This is a genomic window from Pseudomonas sp. MH10, assembly GCF_034353045.1.
Taxonomy (GTDB): Bacteria; Pseudomonadota; Gammaproteobacteria; order Pseudomonadales; family Pseudomonadaceae; genus Aquipseudomonas.
The window spans coordinates 2,193,370-2,214,336 of record NZ_CP133783.1 but is presented as its reverse complement, the minus strand read 5'-3'; the positions used below and the strand labels follow the sequence as shown (position 1 = coordinate 2,214,336).

The following is a 20,967-nucleotide window of genomic DNA, read 5'->3' as shown; positions in this document are numbered from 1 at the left end:
TCAGTCTTCCTCCTGCGGCAGAAGTAGGGGTTCAATCCGGTAGTAAGAACATATTTCTCCCTTAGGGGTGAGGTTATTGTCAGAAATCTCGCCGCTGTAACCACTGAGCGATACGCGCAAGTAATAAACATTGAGGTCATGAATCTCAACGTCTGGGCGTAAATCGCCGAGTTCCACGACGACTACCACGTGGTCTTGTTCGCCAGCGATGGGGCGATGCTCACAAGCAGGCGCTTCAAATTCCAGTATCAGCGGGAATGTTTGTTTGATCCGTAGTGTCTCCACCACGGCCTCTGTCGCTACGGTCCAGCGTTCCACGGAGGTAGGTTTCGCAGGATGAATCCTTATTGCATAACAGCCAATTCTGAGCACGGTTCTGGCCGGTTTTCCGCCTAATGGCCTCATCAGATCGTTGCTGGAGGTGGTAGGCAGGTGCAGCATCAGTCGGGTCGCTGTCAGGTTGCCCAGCTTGTCGGCTAGGTTCGGCGTCACTCGGATTTTGGGGGCCTTGACCTGAACGTGTAGGTTTTTTTGGTACTCATCGATTGTCAGGGATAAACGTTTGTCCGGGTCTTGGCTCCATGGTGTCGTGTGCAGCCATCGATCATGGCGGCTAAGCTGATAACGGTTGTAAAACCAAGTGCCCGATAGCTCCAGGGCAGTGAATAAGATGCCGGCCACGCTGGTACGGAAAAACACCGTAGCCAAGCGAGGGCCGGCGATTGCCCACGCCGCTGCACGAGCTTCAGGCTGCCGGATAACCGCCAGGACGGCTTTTAAGGCGTTAGCACTGTGTTGCAGGCCATAAGCATTATTCAGAAAATACGCGCTGTTACCCGACATGCTTAGAGCGGCCCCTGCCTGAGCACCAACGTTGCCTTCGCGAGCAGCATTTAGCCAGTTACTGTGTGAGGCGTTTAGATTTATCAGCGAAGTTACTGCGCCCGCTGTATAGGCAACCAGACCTAGACCGATATGCAATTTTCCCATCTGCACATGTATGCCTTTCAGCTCTGCTGCTTTTAGCGATCTGCCCAGTTGAGTTGATTGAGCACTGAGAGCGGTGTCGGCTATCCCTTGGGCAGCACCAAATCCGGCAGCTACGGTTGTAAAAACCGGACTCCACAACAGATTTTGATCTCTTTGCTGACTCGATTGAGCGAATAGTTCTTTAGTTATCTGCACCAAATTCACCAACTGCGCCACAAACACCAACAACCCGACCCCATCCCCAATCAACCCTGCTTTAGGCGCAACCTTCAGCCCTAGCCGGTAGTTGTCCAGCAACGAGCGCACGTGCATGTGTTGCTCGTCTGGAAGCACCAACGCCAATCCAGGCCTGACCGACGTCGCCGTTTGCACATGCACCGCCCCCTCTGGCAACGCTGAAATCGGGCTCATTATTCGAGCAAGCCGTTCTTCCAAAACGTTCAGGCGCTCTTGAGTTTGCGGCCGTTTGGCCTGCAAGTACTGAGCATTTGAGTGATGTTTCTCGGTTTTATAGCGGCGTATTTCATTATTCAAATAACGCAGATGTTTGCGTTCTTCCTGCACCTCTTTGACCGTCTCACTCAGCGCCCTCAAATCATCCGCGTCAGCCACTTGAAAACTGACCTTTTCCCTTCGCGCCGCATCGAGCAACGAAACGCCCAGGGTCTTGGGCATGTAACGAAACAGCGCTTCGGTGTCCGGCATCTGGCCTTTGTCCAAGGCCTGCATGAACGCGTGTAACGCGCTTTGCACGCCCCATTGCATGGCAGGGGCGAGGGTTCCCCAGGCGGCGGTGGCGTAGATTTGCGTGGTGTGGGGCAGGGTGTCCACGTCCGGAAGATGGCCGTCAAACAGGGTCTTAAGTTTCTCGGACCATTCCGGCGCGTTTTTGAGCAAGTTCCAGCCGGCGTTGGCAAACACCGCGAATTGGGTGCCCAGTTCGGTTTGAACGCTCAGTGGCAAGGTATAAAACAGCGGACGGCTCTGATGCGGAGCGTCGTCGAGCCATTCCAGGACTTTCTCCAAGGCGGTGTCACTGCGCCCGATGTCTTTGAGGCAGGCGTATTGGGCGATAAATGCCTGGTCGATCTGCTCCGGGTCGCGGGCATCGAAATACCAGGCCGCACGATGAAACCGGCCTTGAACCAGCATCTCCAGCCGGTCCTCGGTGATGCGCTCCAGCAGGGCATTCCAATGCGCCAGCTTGGGACGTTGCTCTTCGAGAAAAGCGTCCATGCGCGGGCGGTCAATCAGGTCGTTGATTCCGCGCCGACCGAAGCCTGCACCGTATAGAAGATTTTTTAAGCGTTTATCCTGTTCGAGATGCAGCGTGATCAACGTTTCCCAGTGAGTGTTGATCAATCCGGGATCGGCAGCGGCCAGTTTTTGTTTGAAAAAATACGAGTCAGCCGCTTTTTTTAGTGCTCTGCTCATGTCGAAGCTGTTCGCCCGGTTAGGGCCGAGCCGGATATTCTCTAATAATGCTTTCAGTTCGGCGGGTAGATCAGCCTCCCCGGCGCCAGGCGCTGGATTGGCGACCGGATCCAGATTCAAGGCATCCACCAGCGCCTCTCCCGTCTGCCCGCGCTGAGGCTCGGGCAATTTCTCCAGATCGTGCATCAACGCCTTAACCGCAGGATCAGGACTGTCCAACGCCATTGCAGTCAAATTCGCCACACTGATCTGACTCAGTGACTCGATATAGCAAGCCAGCAAATAATCGCGCTCGGTATTGCCGGCCTGCTCACCGCTGCTGGCCCAGTCACCGATCCAGCCCACCACCTTGTCCTGATAGTTCGCCAAATCCCGCATGACGCCTAGATCATCGCGGACGGCGAGGAACAGGTAGTCCATCTTCTGTGCGTTGTTAACCTGACTGGTCAGCTCTTCAATAATGGTCTGGCGAAACAGTGGCGGGTGTTCCCACTGATAGGGGAGGTTTTCGTCAGGGGTTATTCCGTCCTGCGGCATCGGGTGATCGCGCACCACCTCCGCCAGCCATTTTTTTACGTGCCGCTGATGGATCAGGGGTGCGACGATGTTTTCGCTGTTGGCCTGGGTCAGGTCGACGCGCTGCATGAAGTGCTCGCGCTCACTGGCGTTGTCCAGCACTTGCCGGCATTTGGCGACCGCCCATTGTGTTTCCGCATAAGCCACATGCAGCACGCTGCGCCGGGAGAAAATCATTTCCGGTGGGTCACCCAGCGGCGTGCGATGTTCCTTGATGTCTTTACCGGTAAACAGCCAATACTCCAGGGAGCCGTCTTTGACGGTGTATTCGCTCAACAGGCCAGTGGCGCTGTCGATTACGTACAAAAAGCCACCGCGCAGCATCCGCAAACCCAAGGGTCGGCTTTGCAGCGTGTATGGCATTGCCATATCAGCGCGGGGATCAAGGCCCGGTTCGACCAAGCCGTAACGCATCGGCAGCAGTTGGATAGTGGTTTTCGTCAGCGGACACACGCCGATTTCGCCGAAAGGGGTGGCGCTTTTGGACAGGGCAACCAGATTGGCCATGTGACCGCGTGGGGTCATGAAGTCGGTCATTGCGCGTTCCTTGCAGTTTGAAAGCGCGCAGCCTGATGGATATGCAATGTCGCCTCAATCCCCCGAACAGCGTTTGGGAAAAGGCCTACACCTAGTGTCGGCACTTCCTCTCCGGCCACCGATGGCACGAATCCTGCGGCCATTGACCTGCATCGGGTCGGTGTTTGACATGTGGAGGGCAGTTTCAGATCAGCCCCTCCCAACATGATCCCGATAATCGATACCTTCCTAACGAGCGCGCCGAGGCCAGCATGACAACCCAAGCAATGACGCGGGTAGACCCTGCCACCTTGAGACGTGTGATCTGTGCGGCGGCCATTGGCAACTTTGTCGAATGGTTCGATTTCGCCGTGTATGGCTTTTTGGCAACGACCATTGCCCAGCAGTTTTTCCCCAGTGGCGACCCCAGCGCAGCGCTGTTGAAAACCTTCGCGGTGTTTGCCGTGGCTTTTGCGTTTCGGCCATTGGGCGGCATCTTTTTCGGCATGCTCGGTGACCGAGTGGGTCGCAAGAAAACCTTGGCCTTGACCATCTTGTTGATGGCCGGCGCCACGACCTTGATTGGCGTACTGCCAAGTTACGCCGCCATCGGCGTTTTGGCGCCGGTGCTTTTAACCACTATTCGCTGTGTTCAGGGTTTTTCTGCCGGTGGCGAATACGCCGGGGCTTGCGCCTATTTGATGGAGCACGCGCCGCGCACCGAGCGGGCTTGGTATGGCAGCTTCGTTCCGGTGTCGACCTTTTCTGCCTTCGCCAGTGCGGCGGTGGTGGCCTACGCGCTGGAGTCTTCGTTGTCGTTGGAGGCCATGAGCAGTTGGGGCTGGCGCTTGCCGTTCCTCATTGCCGCGCCGTTGGGCCTGGTGGGTTTGTACTTGCGCTGGAAACTGGATGAAACCCCGGCGTTCAAAGCCGTCGCCGAAGAACACGCGGTGGCGCACTCGCCCTTGCGCGAAACCCTGAAAACCCACGGCGCTGCTATCTGTTGCCTAGGGGCGTTCGTTTCGCTGACGGCGTTGTCGTTCTATATGTTCACCACCTACTTCGCCACTTACCTGCAAGTCGCGGGCGGGCTCAGCCGTGCTTCGGCGTTGTTGGTGTCGGTGATTGCCTTGATTTTTGCGGCAGCCATTTGTCCATTGGCGGGTGCGTTTTCCGACCGGGTAGGGCGTCGCGCAACCATGGCCAGTGCGGGCGTGCTGTTGCTGGTGGTGGTCTATCCCGCGTTTTTGATGGCCAGTTCGGGATCGTTCATCGCCTCGATTGTCGGCGTGATGCTGCTGGCCGTCGGCGCGGTGTTGTGTGGTGTGGTCACAGCAGCCCTGCTGTCAGAGACGTTTCCTACCCGTACCCGTTACACCGCCTCGGCGATCACCTACAACATGGCCTACACGATCTTCGGCGGCACCGCGCCGTTAATGGCTACATGGTTAATTACCTCGACTGACAGCAACCTCTCTCCAGCGTTTTACCTGATGGCGGTTAGCGTGCTGGCATTGATCGGCGGCATGGCGTTGCCGGAAACGTCGACAATATCCTTGCACGGCCCAGAAGGTGAAGACGGTCAAGGTCTGCAACAAAAAATGGCATTAACGCGCTAAAAAGTGGCACATTGGCGCCCCAGGCGCTGATGTCCGAACCTTGCAAAGGTTTGCAACGCGCATGTCCATTTAGACGGATGAACTCCATGGCTCTCACAAACGCTCAGTCGAGCGCGATACCCCCGGCGGCTTCAACGCAAAGCAGCCCATTGGTCATGCGCATCATTGGTGCGGTGGCGTTGGCGCACTTGATCAACGACTTGATTCAGTCAGTACTGCCGTCGATCTACCCGATGCTCAAGGCCAATTACGGCCTGACTTTCACCCAGGTCGGTTTGATTACGCTGACGTTTCAAGTCACGGCTTCGCTGTTGCAGCCTTGGGTTGGTTATTACACGGATCGCCATCCGAACCCGCTGCTGTTACCCGCAGGCTCTCTCTGCACATTGCTGGGTATTTTGATGCTATCGATGGTCGGCAGCTTTCCGCTGATCCTGTTGGCATCGGCGCTGATTGGCATCGGCTCTTCGACTTTCCACCCAGAGGCGTCGCGCATTGCTCGTCTGGCCTCGGGTGGGCGTTTCGGTCTGGCGCAGTCGACCTTTCAAGTGGGCGGTAACACCGGCTCGGCGTTCGGGCCGTTACTGGCAGCGGCAATCATTATTCCGTTTGGTCAGGGCCATATCGCCTGGTTCGGGCTGATCGCGGTGTTCGCCATCGGTTTGCTGTACGCCATCAGCCGTTGGTACAAGGCGCACTTGAACTTGTTCAAGCTAAAAGCCGGGCAGAAAGCAACCCATGGTCTGTCGAAAAATCGAGTGATTGCGGCGCTGGCGGTACTCGGGTTTCTGGTGTTCTCCAAGTATTTCTACATGGCCAGCTTCACCAGTTATTACACCTTCTACCTGATCCAGAAATTCGATATGTCGGTGGCCACTTCGCAGCTGCATTTGTTTCTGTTCCTTGGCGCGGTGGCAGCCGGTACGTTCTTTGGCGGCCCGATTGGCGACAAAGTAGGCCGTAAAACAGTGATCTGGTTTTCGATCCTCGGCGTGGCGCCCTTCACCTTGATGCTGCCTTACGCGGACCAGTTTTGGACCACCGTGTTGAGCGTGATCATTGGCTTTATCCTGGCGTCGGCGTTCTCTGCCATTGTCGTGTTCGCGCAGGAACTGGTGCCGGGTAACGTTGGCATGATTGCCGGGGTGTTCTTTGGGTTGATGTTCGGCTTCGGCGGGATCGGCGCGGCATTATTGGGTTATCTGGCGGACATAAAAGGCATTATCTACGTCTACACGCTGTGCTCGTTCCTGCCGCTGCTGGGAATATTTACCGCGTTGTTGCCCAATACCAAACAGGTGTAGATCGCTAAATCTGCAGGAGCCAACACATTGGCTCCTTGCGGGATGTATTTGCGGTTAACGCGCCAACGCCGCTGAACTGATGGTGTTGGTCGTATCCCCAAGGTTCGGCCATTGATCCGAGACCAGGAACAGCCGCTCGGCCTCTTCCCACTCGCCAGCTTGATTTTCGCTCAACCTCACCAGTAGTTGCGCCGGGGCCAGTGGGTCGAGTTGGCTGAGCCAATCGCTCAGTTGATCGTTGTGCCACGTCTGTTCTTCGCGGTAGTGCGCGGGTGCCAGCCAGGCATGACGCGGCAGCGGTTGCCAGCGGCCAACCGGGCTTTGCGCAATAAACGCCGGCCAATCCCGCTGATGCAGCCATCGGCCGTTCAAATGCTGACCGTGCACCCCAAACGGCGGTTGCGCATGGCCGGGCCATGGATAGAGTAGGTACCCTCCGAGCCACAGTTCTGCGCTAAGGAGCGTGATGCCCAATGCGGCTAACACCTCGCGACTCTCCGGTCGCGCCGAGATCGGCAATTGATGCTCGCTCAAATGGGCCAGTTTACGGTCCAGCCGGTCGTGGCAACCCGGCCCCAGCCATTGCGCCGGGTCCTTGCCATTGCCTGCTTGCGGCCCCAGATAGAGTTTGATCGCCAATTCCACGTGATGCACACCGTCAGCGTCACGCAGCAACATGTCCAGCTCGCCCAGCGTATGCCCGGCCACACGGATCGGCAGGTTGGCCGTGATCAGTTCAACGCCGGGGGCTTGATGCACGGCAAACTGCCAAAGTCGTTCGTAATACAGGCCCAAACGGCGGGTCGCGCCCAACGCCAGCCAATGATTGAGGGCGCCGCTGTCCTGATCAAGGCGCAATAGCCAATCGGCGAGGCGTTGCGGGGCCTGCACCCAATCACTGCCGGTCAACGGATGGCGTTGCGGCCATGGCGTCTGGCTGAGCATCGGCGGCGCGAGGATCACCCACGCCAGATCGCGCACTTCGGGATGGCGCAGTTGGCGGGGGAGGTCGAGTAAGCTGGGGAACAAAGTCATGGTCCGAGAATAGCTGGTGTTGCCCTGGCTGGCGCGTCTGGTGATCTGAAGTAGCCAACACGTTGGCTCCTCCAGAGGTTCTTCACGAAATACTCGGTGTTGGTTTGCCGCTGGGCAGGCCTTTCACCCATAATCGCTCTCTTTGAGTCGCATCGAATTTCGCAGGAGCCCCATGGAGCAATTTCGCAATATCGGCATCATCGGTCGCCTAGGCAGTTCGCAGGTGCTCGATACCGTGCGCCGCCTGAAGGCGTTTCTGCTTGAGCGGCACATGCATGTGATCCTTGAGGACACCATTGCCGAAGTCCTGCCGGGCCATGGATTGCAAACCTCGACGCGCAAAATGCTCGGGGAAGTCTGCGACATGGTGATAGTCGTCGGCGGTGACGGCAGCCTGCTGGGCGCCGCGCGGGCGTTGGCGCGGCACAATGTGCCGGTGCTGGGGATCAACCGCGGCAGCCTGGGGTTTCTCACCGACATTCGTCCCGACGAACTGGAAGTGAAAGTCGCCGAAGTGCTCGACGGCCACTATTTGGTGGAGAACCGCTTCCTGCTACAAGCCGAAGTCCGGCGCCATGGTGAAGCCATCGGGCAGGGCGACGCGCTGAACGATGTGGTGCTGCACCCCGGCAAATCGACGCGCATGATCGAATTCGAGATCTACATCGACGGTCAATTCGTCTGCAGCCAAAAGGCCGACGGCTTGATCGTCGCCACGCCCACCGGTTCGACCGCCTACGCGTTGTCGGCGGGCGGCCCGATCATGCACCCCAAGCTCGACGCCATTGTCATCGTGCCGATGTACCCCCACACCTTGTCGGGCAGGCCGATTGTGGTGGATGGCAACAGCGAGCTGAAAATCGTCGTGTCGAAAAACATGCAGATTTATCCACAGGTCTCTTGTGACGGTCAGAACCACTTCAGCTGCGCGCCCGGTGACACCATCACCGTCAGCAAAAAACCGCAAAAGCTGCGGCTGATCCATCCCCTCGATCACAACTATTACGAAGTTTGCCGCACCAAGCTCGGCTGGGGCAGCCGGCTCGGTGGTGGAGGCGACTGATGCTCGATCCCGCGCGTGGTTATGACCTGATCGGAGACGTGCACGGCTGTGCTCACACGCTTGAGCACTTGCTCGACACCCTCGGTTACCGTTTTCAGGCGGGCGTGTGGCGCCACCCTGAACGTATCGCTCTGTTTCTGGGCGACATCATTGATCGTGGCCCGCGAATTCGCGAAGCGCTGCACATTGTCCACGGCATGGTCGAGGCCGGCCAGGCGCGCTGCATCATGGGTAACCACGAATTCAACGCGTTGGGTTGGAGCACGCCGGCCCTGCCGGGCACCGACAAGCAATTCGTCCGCGAACACACCCCGCGTCACGCTCGGCTACTGGGTGAAACCCTGACTCAGTTCGAGCAACACCCCGCGGACTGGCATGACTTTCTCGCTTGGTTCTACGAGCTGCCGCTGTTCATTGATGCCGGGCGTTTCCGCATGGTTCACGCCTGTTGGGACGCAGATTTGATCGAGCCACTGCGGGCGCTGCACAGCAATGGTTGTATCGACGAGGCCTTCGTCCAGGCGTCTGCAGAGGCGGGCAGTTTCGCCGCCAACGTCTTTGATCGTTTGTTACGGGGCACCGACATGCGCCTGCCCCACGGCTTGACGCTGACGGGTGGCGATGGTCTGACCCGCGCCTTCTTCCGCACAAAGTTCTGGGAAGACGACCCGCAAACCTACGGCGACGTGGTGTTTCAACCCGATGCGTTGCCTGAGCTGGTGGCGAAGACGCCGTTAACCTCCACCGAAAAAAGCGCCTTGTTGCGTTATGGCAGCGGCGAACCCATGTTGTTCGTCGGCCACTATTGGCGCAGCGGTCATCCCGCGCCCATACGGCCTAACCTGGCCTGTCTGGATTACAGCGCGGTGCTTTACGGCAAACTGGTCGCCTATCGGCTGGACCAGGAAACCCAGATCAACCCGCATAAATTTGTCTGGGTCGACGTCGAACGTCCCGAGGCTTCGCAATGAGTGCTGTTGCCGTATTTCGTCTGCCATTGGCCACCGATTTGAGTGGTTTCGTCAGTCTGTTGCAGCGCTTGCGCGTGCCCCATCGCGTCAGTGAAGACGGCAGCGAGCAAGTGCTGTGGGTGCTTGACCCGCAATTGGCTGACGACATTCGCTCGCTGTATCAGCGCTTTCCCGAAGGCGATCCGTCTTTTGAGCTGCCGGCTGCGGAACACCGTACGACCCCCGCTAGGCCTGGCATCGTTCAGCAATTGCGTAACAGTCCGGTCACGACCCTGGTGTTACTGCTGAGTTTGATTGTTGCGGGCGTTACCCTCTTTGGTGAAAACCTTGAAAGCCTCAGTTGGCTGACGTTTCTCGATTTCAGCGTGCATGGCGATTACATCCAGTACACACCGTTGTCCAGCAGCCTCGCTGCCGGACAGTGGTGGCGCATCGTGACGCCGATGCTGGTGCATTTCGGCGTCCTGCACTTGGCCATGAACGGCATGTGGTTTTGGGAGCTGGGGCGCAGGATTGAATTGCGTCAGGGCAGTTGGCACTTGCTTGGCCTGACCCTGGTGTTCAGCGCCGTGTCCAATTACGCGCAATATTGGTACAGCGGGCCGACCTTGTTTGGTGGCCTGTCGGGAGTTCTTTACGCGTTGCTCGGTCATTGCTGGATCTACCAGATGCTGGCGCCGAACCCGATTTATCGGCTGCCACGCGGCGTGCTGGTGATGATGCTGGTGTGGCTGGTGCTGTGCATTTCGGGCCTGATCAGCATGCTGGGCTTTGGTGCCATTGCCAACGGCGCCCATGTGGGTGGACTGATCATTGGTTGTCTTACAGGTCTTTTGGGCGGTGCGTTAGCCCGTCGTAACCGTTAAAATCGCGCACATACTTTGGAGAGTGACATGTCCTCTTTCGTCGAAATGATCGAAAACATTACCCCTGATATCTACGAAAGTCTGAAGTTGGCGGTAGAGATCGGCAAGTGGTCCGATGGCCGCAAATTGTCCCAGGAACAACGTGAGTTGTCGTTGCAAGCGCTGATCGCTTGGGAAGTGCAAAACCTTCCGGAAGACCAGCGCACCGGCTACATGGGCCCGCAGGAATGCGCATCCAAGTCCATCACAGTGCCGAACATTCTGTTCAAATCGGATTCCGTCCATTGATCGAGATTGGTCGCGGTGCAGTCAACAAGATGTCGGTGCGCCTTGACGCGCCGACTGTGCAATACGGTTTTCGTTTGGGGGATGCGGACATTCCAGTCAACCCCATGATTGGCAAGACGGTGCGCCTGGAGTACTTGGGCGCTATCCATTGCAGCCATTGCGGGCGAAAGACCAAAACCAGTTTCAGTCAGGGCTATTGCTACCCCTGCATGCTCAAACTGGCCCAGTGCGACGTGTGCATCATGGCCCCGGAAAAATGTCACCACGAACACGGTACCTGCCGCGATCCGGCGTGGGGAGAACAATTCTGCATGACCGATCACGTGGTGTATTTGGCCAACTCGTCCGGGGTCAAAGTTGGTATCACCCGCGCAACTCAGTTACCCACCCGTTGGCTGGACCAAGGCGCGATTCAGGGTTTGCCCATCGCCCGCGTTGCGACCCGCCAGCAGTCCGGCTTTGTCGAAGACCTTTTCCGTAGTCAAGTCGCCGACCGCACCAATTGGCGTGCATTGCTTAAAGGCGATGCGCTGCCGGTTGATTTGAAAGCGGTTCGCCAGCAGCTTTTTCAGTCGTGCAATGAAGGCTTGTTGGCGCTGCAAGAACGATTCGGCCTACAAGCTATCCAACTCCTGCATGACGTCGAACCCACCGATATTCGTTACCCGGTTGAGGCGTACCCGGCCAAGATTGTCAGCTTTAACCTGGATAAAAACCCGATTGTCGAAGGCACCCTGCTGGGGATCAAAGGCCAATACCTGATCTTCGATACCGGCGTAATCAACATTCGCAAATACACGGCTTACCAACTGGCCGTGCATCACTAGACTTTGAATCACTAGGCACGTCTCCCCAGAACGTGCACCAGTAAGGGGATTCCAGCATGCGCACCGAACAACCGAAAATGATTTACCTGAAGGACTATCAGGCGCCTGAGTACCTCATCGACGAGACGCACCTGACCTTTGAATTGTTCAACGACCACACACTGGTCCATGCGCAGTTGATCATGCGCCGTAACCCTGCGCGGGGTGCGGGCCTGCCGCCGTTGGTGCTGGATGGGCAATTGCTTGAGTTGGTGACACTCAAGCTCAATGACGCCGAGCTGAACCCCACCGATTACCTGCTGACGCCGGATAACCTGACGGTGCAGCCGAACGCCGAGCAGTTCACCCTCGACACCACTGTGCGCATCCACCCGGAAACCAACACGGCGCTGGAAGGGCTGTATAAATCCAGCGGCATGTTTTGCACCCAATGCGAGGCCGAAGGCTTTCGCAAGATCACCTTTTACCTCGACCGCCCGGACGTGATGAGCAAGTTCACCACGACCCTCAGCGCCGAAAAGCACAGCTTTCCGGTGCTGTTGTCCAACGGCAACCCGATTGCCAGCGGCCCGGAAGACGGCGACCGGCACTGGGCGACCTGGGAAGACCCGTTCATGAAACCGGCGTACCTGTTTGCGCTGGTGGCCGGTGATTTGTGGTGCGTCGAAGACACCTTCATCACCCTGAGCAATCGTGAAGTGACTCTGCGCATTTACGTCGAGCCAGAGAACATCGACAAATGCCAACACGCCATGAACAGCTTGAAAAAGTCCATGCGCTGGGACGAAGAAACCTACGGCCGTGAATACGATCTGGACATCTTCATGATCGTCGCGGTCAACGATTTCAACATGGGCGCCATGGAGAACAAGGGCCTCAATATCTTTAACTCCAGCGCCGTGTTGGCCCGGGCCGAAACCGCCACCGATGCCGCGCACCAGCGGGTTGAAGCGATTGTTGCCCACGAATACTTCCACAACTGGTCGGGCAACCGCGTGACTTGCCGCGACTGGTTTCAGTTGTCGTTGAAAGAAGGCTTCACCGTATTCCGCGATTCTGGTTTCTCTGCCGACATGAACTCGCGCACGGTCAAGCGTATAGAGGATGTCGCCTACCTGCGTACTCACCAGTTCGCCGAGGACGCGGGACCTATGGCCCATGCTGTGCGCCCGGACAACTTCATCGAGATCTCCAACTTCTACACCTTGACCGTGTATGAGAAGGGCTCGGAAGTGGTCCGCATGATCCAGACGTTGGTCGGCGCCGAAGGCTTCCGCAAAGGCAGTGACCTGTATTTCGAGCGTCATGACGGCCAAGCCGTCACCTGTGACGACTTCATTGCCGCCATGGAAGACGCCAACGGTGTCGACCTGACTCAATTCAAGCGTTGGTACAGCCAAGCGGGGACGCCCCGCTTGGTGGTCAGCGAGTCTTACGACAGCGCGGCAAGCACCTACAGCCTGACCTTCCGCCAAAGCTGCCCGCAAACCCCGGACAAGCAGGAAAAGCTGCCGTTCGTGATTCCCGTAGCGCTGGGCTTGTTGGACGCTGCCGGTAATGAATTGCCATTGCGCTTGTCAGACGAAGCCGCCGCTGGCAGCACCACCCGGGTGATCTCGGTCACCGAAGCGGAGCAGACGTTCACCTTCGTCGACATCGCTGAACAGCCTCTGCCATCGCTACTGCGCGGTTTTTCGGCCCCGGTGAAAATGAGCTTCCCGTACAACCGCGACCAGTTGATGTTCCTGATGCAGCACGACAGCGATGGTTTCAATCGTTGGGACGCGGGTCAGCAGTTGTCGGTGCAAGTGTTGCAAGAAATGATCGGCCAGTATCAGAAGGGTCAAGACTTGGTGCTTGATCAGCGCTTGGTCACCGCGCTGAGCAGTCTCTTGGCGAACGATGAGTTGGATCAGGCCATGGTCGCTGAGATGTTGTCATTGCCGGGTGAGGCTTACCTCACTGAAATCAGCGAAATCGCTGACGTCGATGCAATCCACGCCGCACGTGAGTTCGCCCGCAAGCAATTGGCAACTTTGTTGTTCGATGGTTTGTGGAAGCGTTATCAAGCAAATCGCGCGCTGTCGAAAACCACCGCTTACGTCGCCGAAGCCGAGCATTTCGCCCGTCGCGGTCTGCAAAATATCGCGCTGTCGTACTTGATGCTCAGCGGCAAGCCGCAGGTGTTGGCGGCGTGTCTTGAGCAGTTCGAGGCCAGCGATAACATGACCGAGCGCCTAACGGCCTTGGCGGTGTTGGTCAACTCGCCGTTCGCCGAAGAAAGAGCCAAGGCACTGGCGACCTTTGCCGAAAACTTCAAAGACAACCCATTGGTTATGGACCAGTGGTTCAGCGTCCAGGCCGGCAGCACTATGCCGGGTGGTTTAGAGCGGGTTAAGGTGCTGATGCAACACCCGGCGTTCAACATGAAAAACCCGAACAAGGTCCGCTCGGTGGTCGGCGCGTTTGCCGGTCAGAACCTGATCAACTTCCACGCGGCAGACGGCTCGGGTTATCGCTTCCTGGCGGACCTGGTGATTGAACTGAACGCCTTCAACCCACAAATCGCCTCTCGCCAACTGGCGCCGTTGACCCGCTGGCGCAAATACGACAGCAAACGTCAGGCGCTTATGAAAGGCGAACTGGAGCGCATTCGCGCCTCAGGTGAACTGTCGAGCGATGTGTACGAAGTGGTGAGCAAAAGCTTGGCGTAACTGCTGATAAAGGCGGCGCGCCAAAAACGCCGCCTTCGCGAACACAATGACCCCTCGGAAGGTGATACCGCCCCGTCTCCGGCGCCTTACTGTCGCTCGGCACACTGCGTGGCACTTTGGGTTGTTTGAGGTTGCAGTGTGTCAGGACGCAAGCCTTCCCGAATAAATTCGGTCCTACAGTTTTCTCGGGCAATGCACAGATTTTGTAGGAGCTGCCGAAGGCTGCGATCGGTCGGAGGGTCCTTCGCCAACAAGTTGGCTCCTTGATCACTGACCTGCGCTTCTCGCCCATCAAGCAAACGAATACCCCATAATCACGACCCTTCTGCTTAACAAAAGATAACGTCATGTCGATTGTCATACGTTTCTAAAGCTGGATAGGATAGGCCTGCTTCCGAAAGGGTTCTGCTAGAGCGCTTGCCGCTGTCTAGCCTGAGCACCTTGAAGGTCGACCTAATAACAATAAGAAGGGGAATAGTCCATGAGTGAGCCCGTAAACCGGCGCACCCAGCTTGATGGGAATTTGGCCTTTGGCCGCCCATTAACGCCACCTAAAGGCTCGTCCCTGGCGGCAGCGCTTTCTGTACTCAGCGTGCTCTCGGTGTTTGCGTTTTGCACACCCGCGTACGCAGCTCAAGCCACCGCTGAAAACCATGACACCTCCATCCCGTCACCCCGGTCTTCTCGCAGCCTGTTGCTTGGCATCACTCACGCCGGTGCGCGTCTGGTGGCGGTGGGCGACCGTGGGCACATTTTGTATTCCGATGACCAAGGCAAAACCTGGACACAGGCAGCAGTGCCAAGTCGGCAGTTATTGACGGCAGTGTATTTTGTCGACGACAAACACGGCTGGGCCGTCGGGCATGACGCACAGATTCTTGCCAGCACCGACGGCGGCGTGACCTGGACCAAGCAGTTTGAAGACCTCAAGCGTGAGGCGCCGCTGTTGGACCTGTGGTTCAAAGACGCCAACACGGGTTTTGCCATTGGCGCGTATGGCGCATTGCTGACCACCACCGACGGTGGCGCACAGTGGGCAGATGTCAGCGACCGCATCGACAACGAAGAGCAGTACCACTACAACGGCATCGCCTACGTAAAGGACGCCGGTCTGTTTATCGTGGGCGAGCAGGGCAGCATGTTTCGTTCGGCCGACGACGGGCAAACCTGGAAGCATGTGCAAAGCCCGTATCAAGGTTCGCTGTTCGGCGTCGTCGCCACGGCTAAACCTTCAACGCTGTTAGCCTACGGTCTGCGCGGCAACCTGCTGCGCTCCACTGACTTCGGTGACACCTGGACCCCCATTAGCTTGAAAGGCGCACGAGGCCCGCTGGAATTCGGCCTGTCGGGCGCGTCCTTGTTGCCCGACGGTTCGTTGGTGTTGGTCGGCAATGGCGGCAGCGTCATGCGCAGCAGCGACGATGGCCAAACGTTCGTAGTGACCAACCGTTCTGATCGAATTTCCCTGTCCGGTGTGACCGTCGATGACAAAGGCGATCTGATCCTGGTAGGACAAGGCGGTGTCCACATCACCTCGCCCACCGGCGCTGAGCTGGTCCAACAATAAGACCTATTAAGGCGAGGATATTCTCCATGACCCATCACCAGCCACTAACGCCTCAAACCAAACCCACGCGCCTTGAAGACCTGATTTTCAACCATCGCCCGGCGGTGATCTTCATCTGCCTGGTGGTCAGTATTTTCCTGTTCTACCAAGCGACATTGGTGCGGCCATCCACCAGCTTTGAAAAAATGATTCCGCTGGAGCATCCGTTTATTCAGAAGATGCTTGAGCACCGCAATGACTTGTCCAACATGGGCAACACCGTGCGGATTTCTGTGGAAGCGGTGAAGGGCGATATCTTCACCAAGGAGTACATGGAAACCCTGCGCCAGATCAACGACGAAGTGTTCTACATTTCCGGGGTTGATCGCTCCGGGATGAAGTCGTTGTGGAGCCCTAACGTACGCTGGACCGAGGTTACCGAGGAAGGGTTTGCCGGGGGTGAAGTCATCCCGCAAAGCTACAACGGTTCCGAAGACAGCCTCGAATTGCTGCGCAACAACGTCCTTAAATCCGGCCAGGTCGGACGCTTGGTCTCCAACGATTTCAAATCCAGCGTGGTCGAAATTCCGCTGCTGGAGTCCTACCCGGACCCCAAAGATCAAGGCAAATTACTTGCCCTCGATTACCGGCAGTTTTCCCATGAGCTTGAAGAGAAAATTCGCAACAAATTCGAGGCGCAAAACCCTAATGTGAAAATACACATCGTCGGCTTCGCCAAGAAAGTCGGCGACCTGATTGATGGCCTGATCATGGTGGTGATGTTTTTCGGCGTCGCGTTCATGATCACTTTGGTGGCGCTGATCTGGTTCACTCGCTGCGTGCGAAGCACCGTCGCGGTATTGAGCACCACTTTGATTGCGGTGGTTTGGCAATTGGGCTTGATGCATGTGGTTGGCTTCGGTTTGGACCCGTATTCAATGCTGGTGCCGTTCCTGATTTTCGCCATTGGTATTTCCCACGGTGTGCAGAAAATTAACGGAATTGCGCTGCAATCCAGCGACGCTGAAAACTCGTTGATGGCCGCGCGACGAACATTCCGCCAACTGTTTCTGCCGGGGATGATCGCGATCCTCGCTGACGCCGTGGGCTTCATCACTTTGTTGATCATCAACATCGGGGTGATCCGTGAGCTGGCCATTGGCGCGTCGATTGGTGTGGCGGTCATCGTGTTTACCAACCTCATTCTGCTGCCGGTCGCCATTTCCTACGTGGGGATCAGTAGAAAGGCGATAAGTCGCAGTAAAGAGGATGCGGTGCGTGAGCATAAGTTCTGGCGTCTGCTGTCGAACTTTGCCAATCCGAAAGTTGCTCGGGTATCCATCGTCTTGGCGCTGCTGGCCTTTGGTGGCGGCCTTTGGTATAGCCAGAACCTGAAAATCGGTGACCTCGATCAGGGTGCGCCGGAACTGCGCCCGGACTCGCGTTACAACAACGACAACCGCTTCATCATCAACAATTACTCCACCAGCTCCGATGTGCTGGTGGTGATGGTCAAGACGCCCCCGGAAGGTTGTTCGGCTTATCCCACGATGTCGGCGATCAACGAGCTGACCTGGAAGATGGAGAACACCCCCGGCGTGCAGTCGGCGATCTCGCTGGTAACGGTCTCCAAGCAGATGATCAAGGGCATGAACGAGGGCAACTTGAAATGGGAGTCCCTGTCGCGTAACAAAGATGTGTTGAACAACTCCATTGCTCGCGCCGATGGCCTGTACAACAACGACTGTTCGCTGGCACCGCTGCTGGTGTTTCTCAACGACCACAAAGCCGAAACCCTCGACCGAGCAGTGAATGCGGTGAAGGACTTCGCCAAGCAAAACGACACCAAAGGCTTGCAATTCCAGCTGGCGGCAGGCAATGCCGGGATCGAAGCGGCGACTAACGAAGTGATCAAAGAGTCGGAGCTGACGATTCTGATCTTGGTCTACGTCTGCGTCGCGACCATGTGCATGATCACGTTCCGTTCATGGGCTGCGACCTTGTGCATTATCCTGCCATTGGTACTGACCTCGGTACTGGGTAACGCGCTGATGGCGTTCATGGGCATCGGGGTCAAGGTGGCAACGCTGCCGGTGGTGGCGCTGGGGGTAGGGATTGGCGTGGATTACGGCATTTACATCTACAGCCGTTTGGAAACCTTCCTCCGTGCGGGTCTACCGCTGCAAGAGGCGTATTACGAGACGCTGAAATCTACCGGTAAAGCGGTGCTGTTTACCGGTTTGTGCTTGGCGATTGGTGTTTGCACCTGGATATTCTCCGCGATCAAGTTCCAGGCTGACATGGGTCTGATGCTGACCTTCATGCTGCTGTGGAACATGTTCGGCGCCCTGTGGCTGCTACCGGCCATCGCGCGGTTCTTGCTCAAACCGGAAAAAATGGCTGGCCAAGTCGGGCACTCGTTGTTTTCTCACTGAGTGATTCAACGCTTCGCAGGCAAGCCTGCTCCCACAGGTGATGTGCACTCTCAGTGGGAGCAGGCTTGCGTGCGAATGGGGCTAATCGGTTTCTCAGATCAACCTTGGTTTTCCTGCCCCAACACCAACTTCAGCGCATATTTCGCATCATCCAGCTGCACCAGCGTGGCGTGCTTTGCGGCCAGGGTGTCGCGGTTTTCGATGGCGGTGAGGATCGCTTTGTGGCGCGGCATCGCCAGCTCATGCAGGTTGGGCCGCTGATTGGAGTGCTTCAACGCTTCGCGCAGGGCCAGCGACAACATATTGCTCAAGTGGGCGAGCAGATCGTTGTGAGTGGCATCGGCGATTCGGCTGTGGAAATCCAGGTCAGGCTGTAACAACTCTTCGGGTGACGTCGCGGCGTCCATGCGCTGGTACGCTTCGCTGATCGAGGCGATTTCTTCGTCCGTTGCATGCTGGGCGGCGAGGGCGGCGGCGGCAGGCTCAATGATGCTGCGAACGCTGGTCAGCAGGGCGAAGAACTCATTTTGTGGCGTGCTTTGCATGACCCAGTGCAACACGTCCGGGTCGAGCAAATGCCATTCACGGCGCGGTTTGACCACCGTGCCGACCCGAGGCCGGGAATACACCAGGCCTTTGGCAACCAATACCCGCGTGGCCTCACGCAGCACTGGCCGGCTGACCGCATATTCTTCGCACAAGGTCGCTTCAGCGGGCAGTTTGTCGTCGGGCTTGAAGCGACCGGAGACAATCTGCATGCCGATTTCCTGAACGATACGGGCGTGCATGCTTTTGCGGGCTGAGGGCTTACGGTAATCCATGGGGGACGTGTCGATCCTGAGTCGTGAATGCGGCGGATCATAACATTGCGCCCCTTATGTGGTGGGGCTGATGGCCTCTTCGCGAATGAATTCGCTCCCACAGAGTGACTAAACCCGTGGGAGCGAATTCATTCGCGAAGGCAATATTTCAAACACCAAAAATCAATGCGAATGACGCGGCACCTCGGATCCACGGCAGCCGACCAAGAAGTCGAAGTCGCAACCCTGATCCGCTTGCATCACGTGCTCGACATACAACTGACGGTAGCCACCCGAGATCAGTTTTTCAGGTGCTTTCCATTCAGCCAGTCGCGCAGCCAGTTCGGCGTCGGAAATGTCCAAATGCAAACGGCCGCTGGCGCAATCGAGTTCGATGAAGTCACCTTCTTGCACCACCGCCAACGGCCCGCCCGCTGCAGCTTCCGGTGCGACGTGCAAGACCACGGTGCCGTAAGCGGTGCCGCTCATGCGCGCATCGGAAATGCGCACCATGTCGGTCACGCCTTGGGCCAGCAATTTTGCCGGAAGGCCCATGTTGCCGACCTCAGCCATGCCTGGATAACCCTTCGGCCCGCAGTTTTTCATGACCATGACGCAGGTGGCATCGATGTCCAATTCCGGGTCGTTGATCCGCGCCTTGTAGTGGTCGAAGTTCTCGAACACCACCGCGCGGCCACGGTGTTGCATCAGCTCAGCCGTCGCCGCCGACGGTTTGAGCACCGCACCCAGTGGCGCGAGATTACCGCGCAATACGCAGATTCCGCCGTCAGCCCGGATTGGGTTGTCGAGGGCGCGGATCACTTCATCCTCGCCATAAATCGGCGCGGCTTTAACGTTGTCGCGGATGCTTTTGCCGTTGACGGTCAAGGCATCAGGATTGGGCAGCAGGTTGGCTTCATCCAGCCGACGCAGCACGGCGGGTAAACCACCTGCGTAGTAAAACTCTTCCATCAGGAAACGCCCCGACGGTTGTAGGTCGACGATGGTGGGCATGCCACGGCCCATGCGCGTCCAGTCATCCAGGTCCAGTTCGACACCGATACGTCCTGCAATCGCCTTCAAGTGAATCACCGCGTTGGTCGAACCGCCGATGGCGGCGTTGACCCGAATCGCGTTTTCAAAGGCTTCTTTGGTGAGGATTTTCGACAGGCGCAGGTCTTCTTTGACCATCTCAACCGCACGCATGCCGGACATGTGCGCCAGTACATAGCGGCGGGAATCGACGGCCGGGATGGCGGCGTTGTGCGGCAACGAAGTGCCCAATGCTTCGGCCATACAAGCCATGGTCGAGGCGGTGCCCATGGTGTTGCAAGTGCCGGCTGAGCGCGACATGTCGCCTTCAGCGGCGAGGAAGTCGTCCAGCGTGATTTGGCCGCCTTTATAGGCTTCGTGCATCTGCCAGACCACCGTGCCGGAGCCGATGTCTTTGCCTTTGTGCTTGCCGTTGAGCATCGGTCCGCCGGTGACGACGATGGCCGGAATGTCACAACTGGCCGCGCCCATCAACAGGGCCGGGGTGGTTTTATCGCAGCCAGTGAGCAGCACCACGCCGTCAATGGGGTTGCCGCGAATCGCTTCTTCCACGTCCATGCTGGCCAAGTTGCGGGTAAACATCGCCGTGGGGCGCAGGTTGGATTCGCCGTTGGAGAACACTGGGAATTCAACCGGAAAGCCACCGGCTTCGATCACGCCGCGTTTGACGTGTTCGGCGATGGTACGAAAGTGCGCGTTGCACGGGGTCAGTTCTGACCACGTGTTGCAGATGCCAATAATAGGTTTGCCATGGAATTGATGGTCAGCGATGCCCTGGTTCTTCATCCAGCTGCGGTACATAAAGCCGTTTTTGTCGGCAGCACCGAACCACTGGGCAGAACGCAGGACATATTTTTTATCAGGCATGTCAGACATGATCAGCACTCTTATTGTAAGACTTAATGGCTTTTTCGAAGGCTAAAGTAAGCC

General features: G+C 57.4%; 14 protein-coding genes. 10 read left to right on the top strand and 4 right to left on the bottom strand.

Annotation, left to right across the window (positions count from 1 at the left end):
- A complete protein-coding gene (locus RHM59_RS09910) occupies positions 1 to 3,537 on the bottom strand; it encodes a toxin VasX (protein ID WP_322286494.1) in 3,537 nt (1,178 codons plus the stop codon).
- Positions 3,538 to 3,788: 251 nt separating this feature from the next.
- Here RHM59_RS09910 and RHM59_RS09905 point away from each other — a divergent pair, with 251 nt between their 5' ends.
- Together RHM59_RS09905 and RHM59_RS09900 are read left to right on the top strand one after the other, a co-directional pair.
- Positions 3,789 to 5,135, top strand: a complete 1,347-nt coding sequence (locus RHM59_RS09905; RefSeq protein WP_322286493.1) for an MFS transporter — start codon at positions 3,789 to 3,791, stop codon at positions 5,133 to 5,135.
- 86 nt (positions 5,136 to 5,221) lie between these two features.
- Positions 5,222 to 6,439, top strand: a complete 1,218-nt coding sequence (locus tag RHM59_RS09900) for an MFS transporter (protein WP_322165445.1) — start codon at positions 5,222 to 5,224, stop codon at positions 6,437 to 6,439.
- Between the two features lie 54 nt (positions 6,440 to 6,493).
- Here RHM59_RS09900 and RHM59_RS09895 read toward each other — a convergent pair whose 3' ends face one another.
- On the bottom strand, positions 6,494 to 7,474 hold the full coding sequence (locus tag RHM59_RS09895) for a DUF1853 family protein (RefSeq protein ID WP_322286492.1): 981 nt from the start codon (positions 7,472 to 7,474) through the stop codon (positions 6,494 to 6,496).
- A 172-nt stretch (positions 7,475 to 7,646) separates the two neighbouring features.
- Here RHM59_RS09895 and RHM59_RS09890 point away from each other — a divergent pair, with 172 nt between their 5' ends.
- The 8 genes from RHM59_RS09890 to RHM59_RS09855 all read left to right on the top strand — a co-directional run bounded on the left by RHM59_RS09890 (position 7,647) and on the right by RHM59_RS09855 (position 18,184).
- The gene (locus RHM59_RS09890) at positions 7,647 to 8,537 is read left to right on the top strand and encodes an NAD(+) kinase (protein ID WP_322165443.1); all 891 of its coding nucleotides are present in this window, start codon (positions 7,647 to 7,649) and stop codon (positions 8,535 to 8,537) included.
- The gene (locus RHM59_RS09885) at positions 8,537 to 9,508 is read left to right on the top strand and encodes a metallophosphoesterase (RefSeq protein ID WP_322286491.1); all 972 of its coding nucleotides are present in this window, start codon (positions 8,537 to 8,539) and stop codon (positions 9,506 to 9,508) included. The genes RHM59_RS09890 and RHM59_RS09885 overlap by 1 nt, the downstream gene beginning before the upstream one ends.
- The gene (locus RHM59_RS09880) at positions 9,505 to 10,374 is read left to right on the top strand and encodes a rhomboid family intramembrane serine protease (RefSeq protein WP_322165441.1); all 870 of its coding nucleotides are present in this window, start codon (positions 9,505 to 9,507) and stop codon (positions 10,372 to 10,374) included. The genes RHM59_RS09885 and RHM59_RS09880 overlap by 4 nt, the downstream gene beginning before the upstream one ends.
- Positions 10,375 to 10,401: 27 nt before the next feature.
- Positions 10,402 to 10,662 carry a YeaC family protein gene (locus tag RHM59_RS09875; RefSeq protein ID WP_322165439.1) on the top strand — a complete coding sequence of 87 codons (261 nt, stop codon included), beginning with the start codon at positions 10,402 to 10,404 and terminating at the stop codon, positions 10,660 to 10,662.
- The gene (locus tag RHM59_RS09870; protein WP_322165438.1) at positions 10,659 to 11,489 is read left to right on the top strand and encodes a DUF2797 domain-containing protein; all 831 of its coding nucleotides are present in this window, start codon (positions 10,659 to 10,661) and stop codon (positions 11,487 to 11,489) included. The genes RHM59_RS09875 and RHM59_RS09870 overlap by 4 nt, the downstream gene beginning before the upstream one ends.
- Before the next feature lie 56 nt (positions 11,490 to 11,545).
- Entirely contained in the window at positions 11,546 to 14,203 is a 2,658-nt protein-coding gene (gene pepN / locus RHM59_RS09865; protein ID WP_322286490.1) for an aminopeptidase N, read from the top strand.
- Positions 14,204 to 14,684: 481 nt separating this feature from the next.
- Positions 14,685 to 15,770, top strand: coding sequence for a WD40/YVTN/BNR-like repeat-containing protein (locus RHM59_RS09860; RefSeq protein WP_322286489.1), 1,086 nt, complete (start codon positions 14,685 to 14,687; stop codon positions 15,768 to 15,770).
- Between the two features lie 17 nt (positions 15,771 to 15,787).
- Positions 15,788 to 18,184, top strand: a complete 2,397-nt coding sequence (locus tag RHM59_RS09855) for an efflux RND transporter permease subunit (protein ID WP_416194815.1) — start codon at positions 15,788 to 15,790, stop codon at positions 18,182 to 18,184.
- Positions 18,185 to 18,282: 98 nt separating this feature from the next.
- Here the strand turns inward: RHM59_RS09855 and RHM59_RS09850 are convergent, their stop codons facing one another.
- Positions 18,283 to 19,005, bottom strand: a complete 723-nt coding sequence (locus RHM59_RS09850; protein WP_322165434.1) for a FadR/GntR family transcriptional regulator — start codon at positions 19,003 to 19,005, stop codon at positions 18,283 to 18,285.
- A 162-nt stretch (positions 19,006 to 19,167) separates the two neighbouring features.
- On the bottom strand, positions 19,168 to 20,904 hold the full coding sequence (locus RHM59_RS09845; protein WP_416195090.1) for an IlvD/Edd family dehydratase: 1,737 nt from the start codon (positions 20,902 to 20,904) through the stop codon (positions 19,168 to 19,170).
- Positions 20,905 to 20,967 lie beyond the last annotated feature (63 nt).

Coding starts and splice junctions, on each gene's coding strand:
- RHM59_RS09910 (WP_322286494.1), bottom strand. CDS start 3,537: ATGACCGACTTCATGACCCCACGCGGTCACATGGCCAATCTGGTTGCC.
- RHM59_RS09905 (WP_322286493.1), top strand. CDS start 3,789: ATGACAACCCAAGCAATGACGCGGGTAGACCCTGCCACCTTGAGACGT.
- RHM59_RS09900 (WP_322165445.1), top strand. CDS start 5,222: ATGGCTCTCACAAACGCTCAGTCGAGCGCGATACCCCCGGCGGCTTCA.
- RHM59_RS09895 (WP_322286492.1), bottom strand. CDS start 7,474: ATGACTTTGTTCCCCAGCTTACTCGACCTCCCCCGCCAACTGCGCCAT.
- RHM59_RS09890 (WP_322165443.1), top strand. CDS start 7,647: ATGGAGCAATTTCGCAATATCGGCATCATCGGTCGCCTAGGCAGTTCG.
- RHM59_RS09885 (WP_322286491.1), top strand. CDS start 8,537: ATGCTCGATCCCGCGCGTGGTTATGACCTGATCGGAGACGTGCACGGC.
- RHM59_RS09880 (WP_322165441.1), top strand. CDS start 9,505: ATGAGTGCTGTTGCCGTATTTCGTCTGCCATTGGCCACCGATTTGAGT.
- RHM59_RS09875 (WP_322165439.1), top strand. CDS start 10,402: ATGTCCTCTTTCGTCGAAATGATCGAAAACATTACCCCTGATATCTAC.
- pepN (WP_322286490.1), top strand. CDS start 11,546: ATGCGCACCGAACAACCGAAAATGATTTACCTGAAGGACTATCAGGCG.
- RHM59_RS09860 (WP_322286489.1), top strand. CDS start 14,685: ATGAGTGAGCCCGTAAACCGGCGCACCCAGCTTGATGGGAATTTGGCC.
- RHM59_RS09850 (WP_322165434.1), bottom strand. CDS start 19,005: ATGGATTACCGTAAGCCCTCAGCCCGCAAAAGCATGCACGCCCGTATC.
- RHM59_RS09845 (WP_416195090.1), bottom strand. CDS start 20,904: ATGCCTGATAAAAAATATGTCCTGCGTTCTGCCCAGTGGTTCGGTGCT.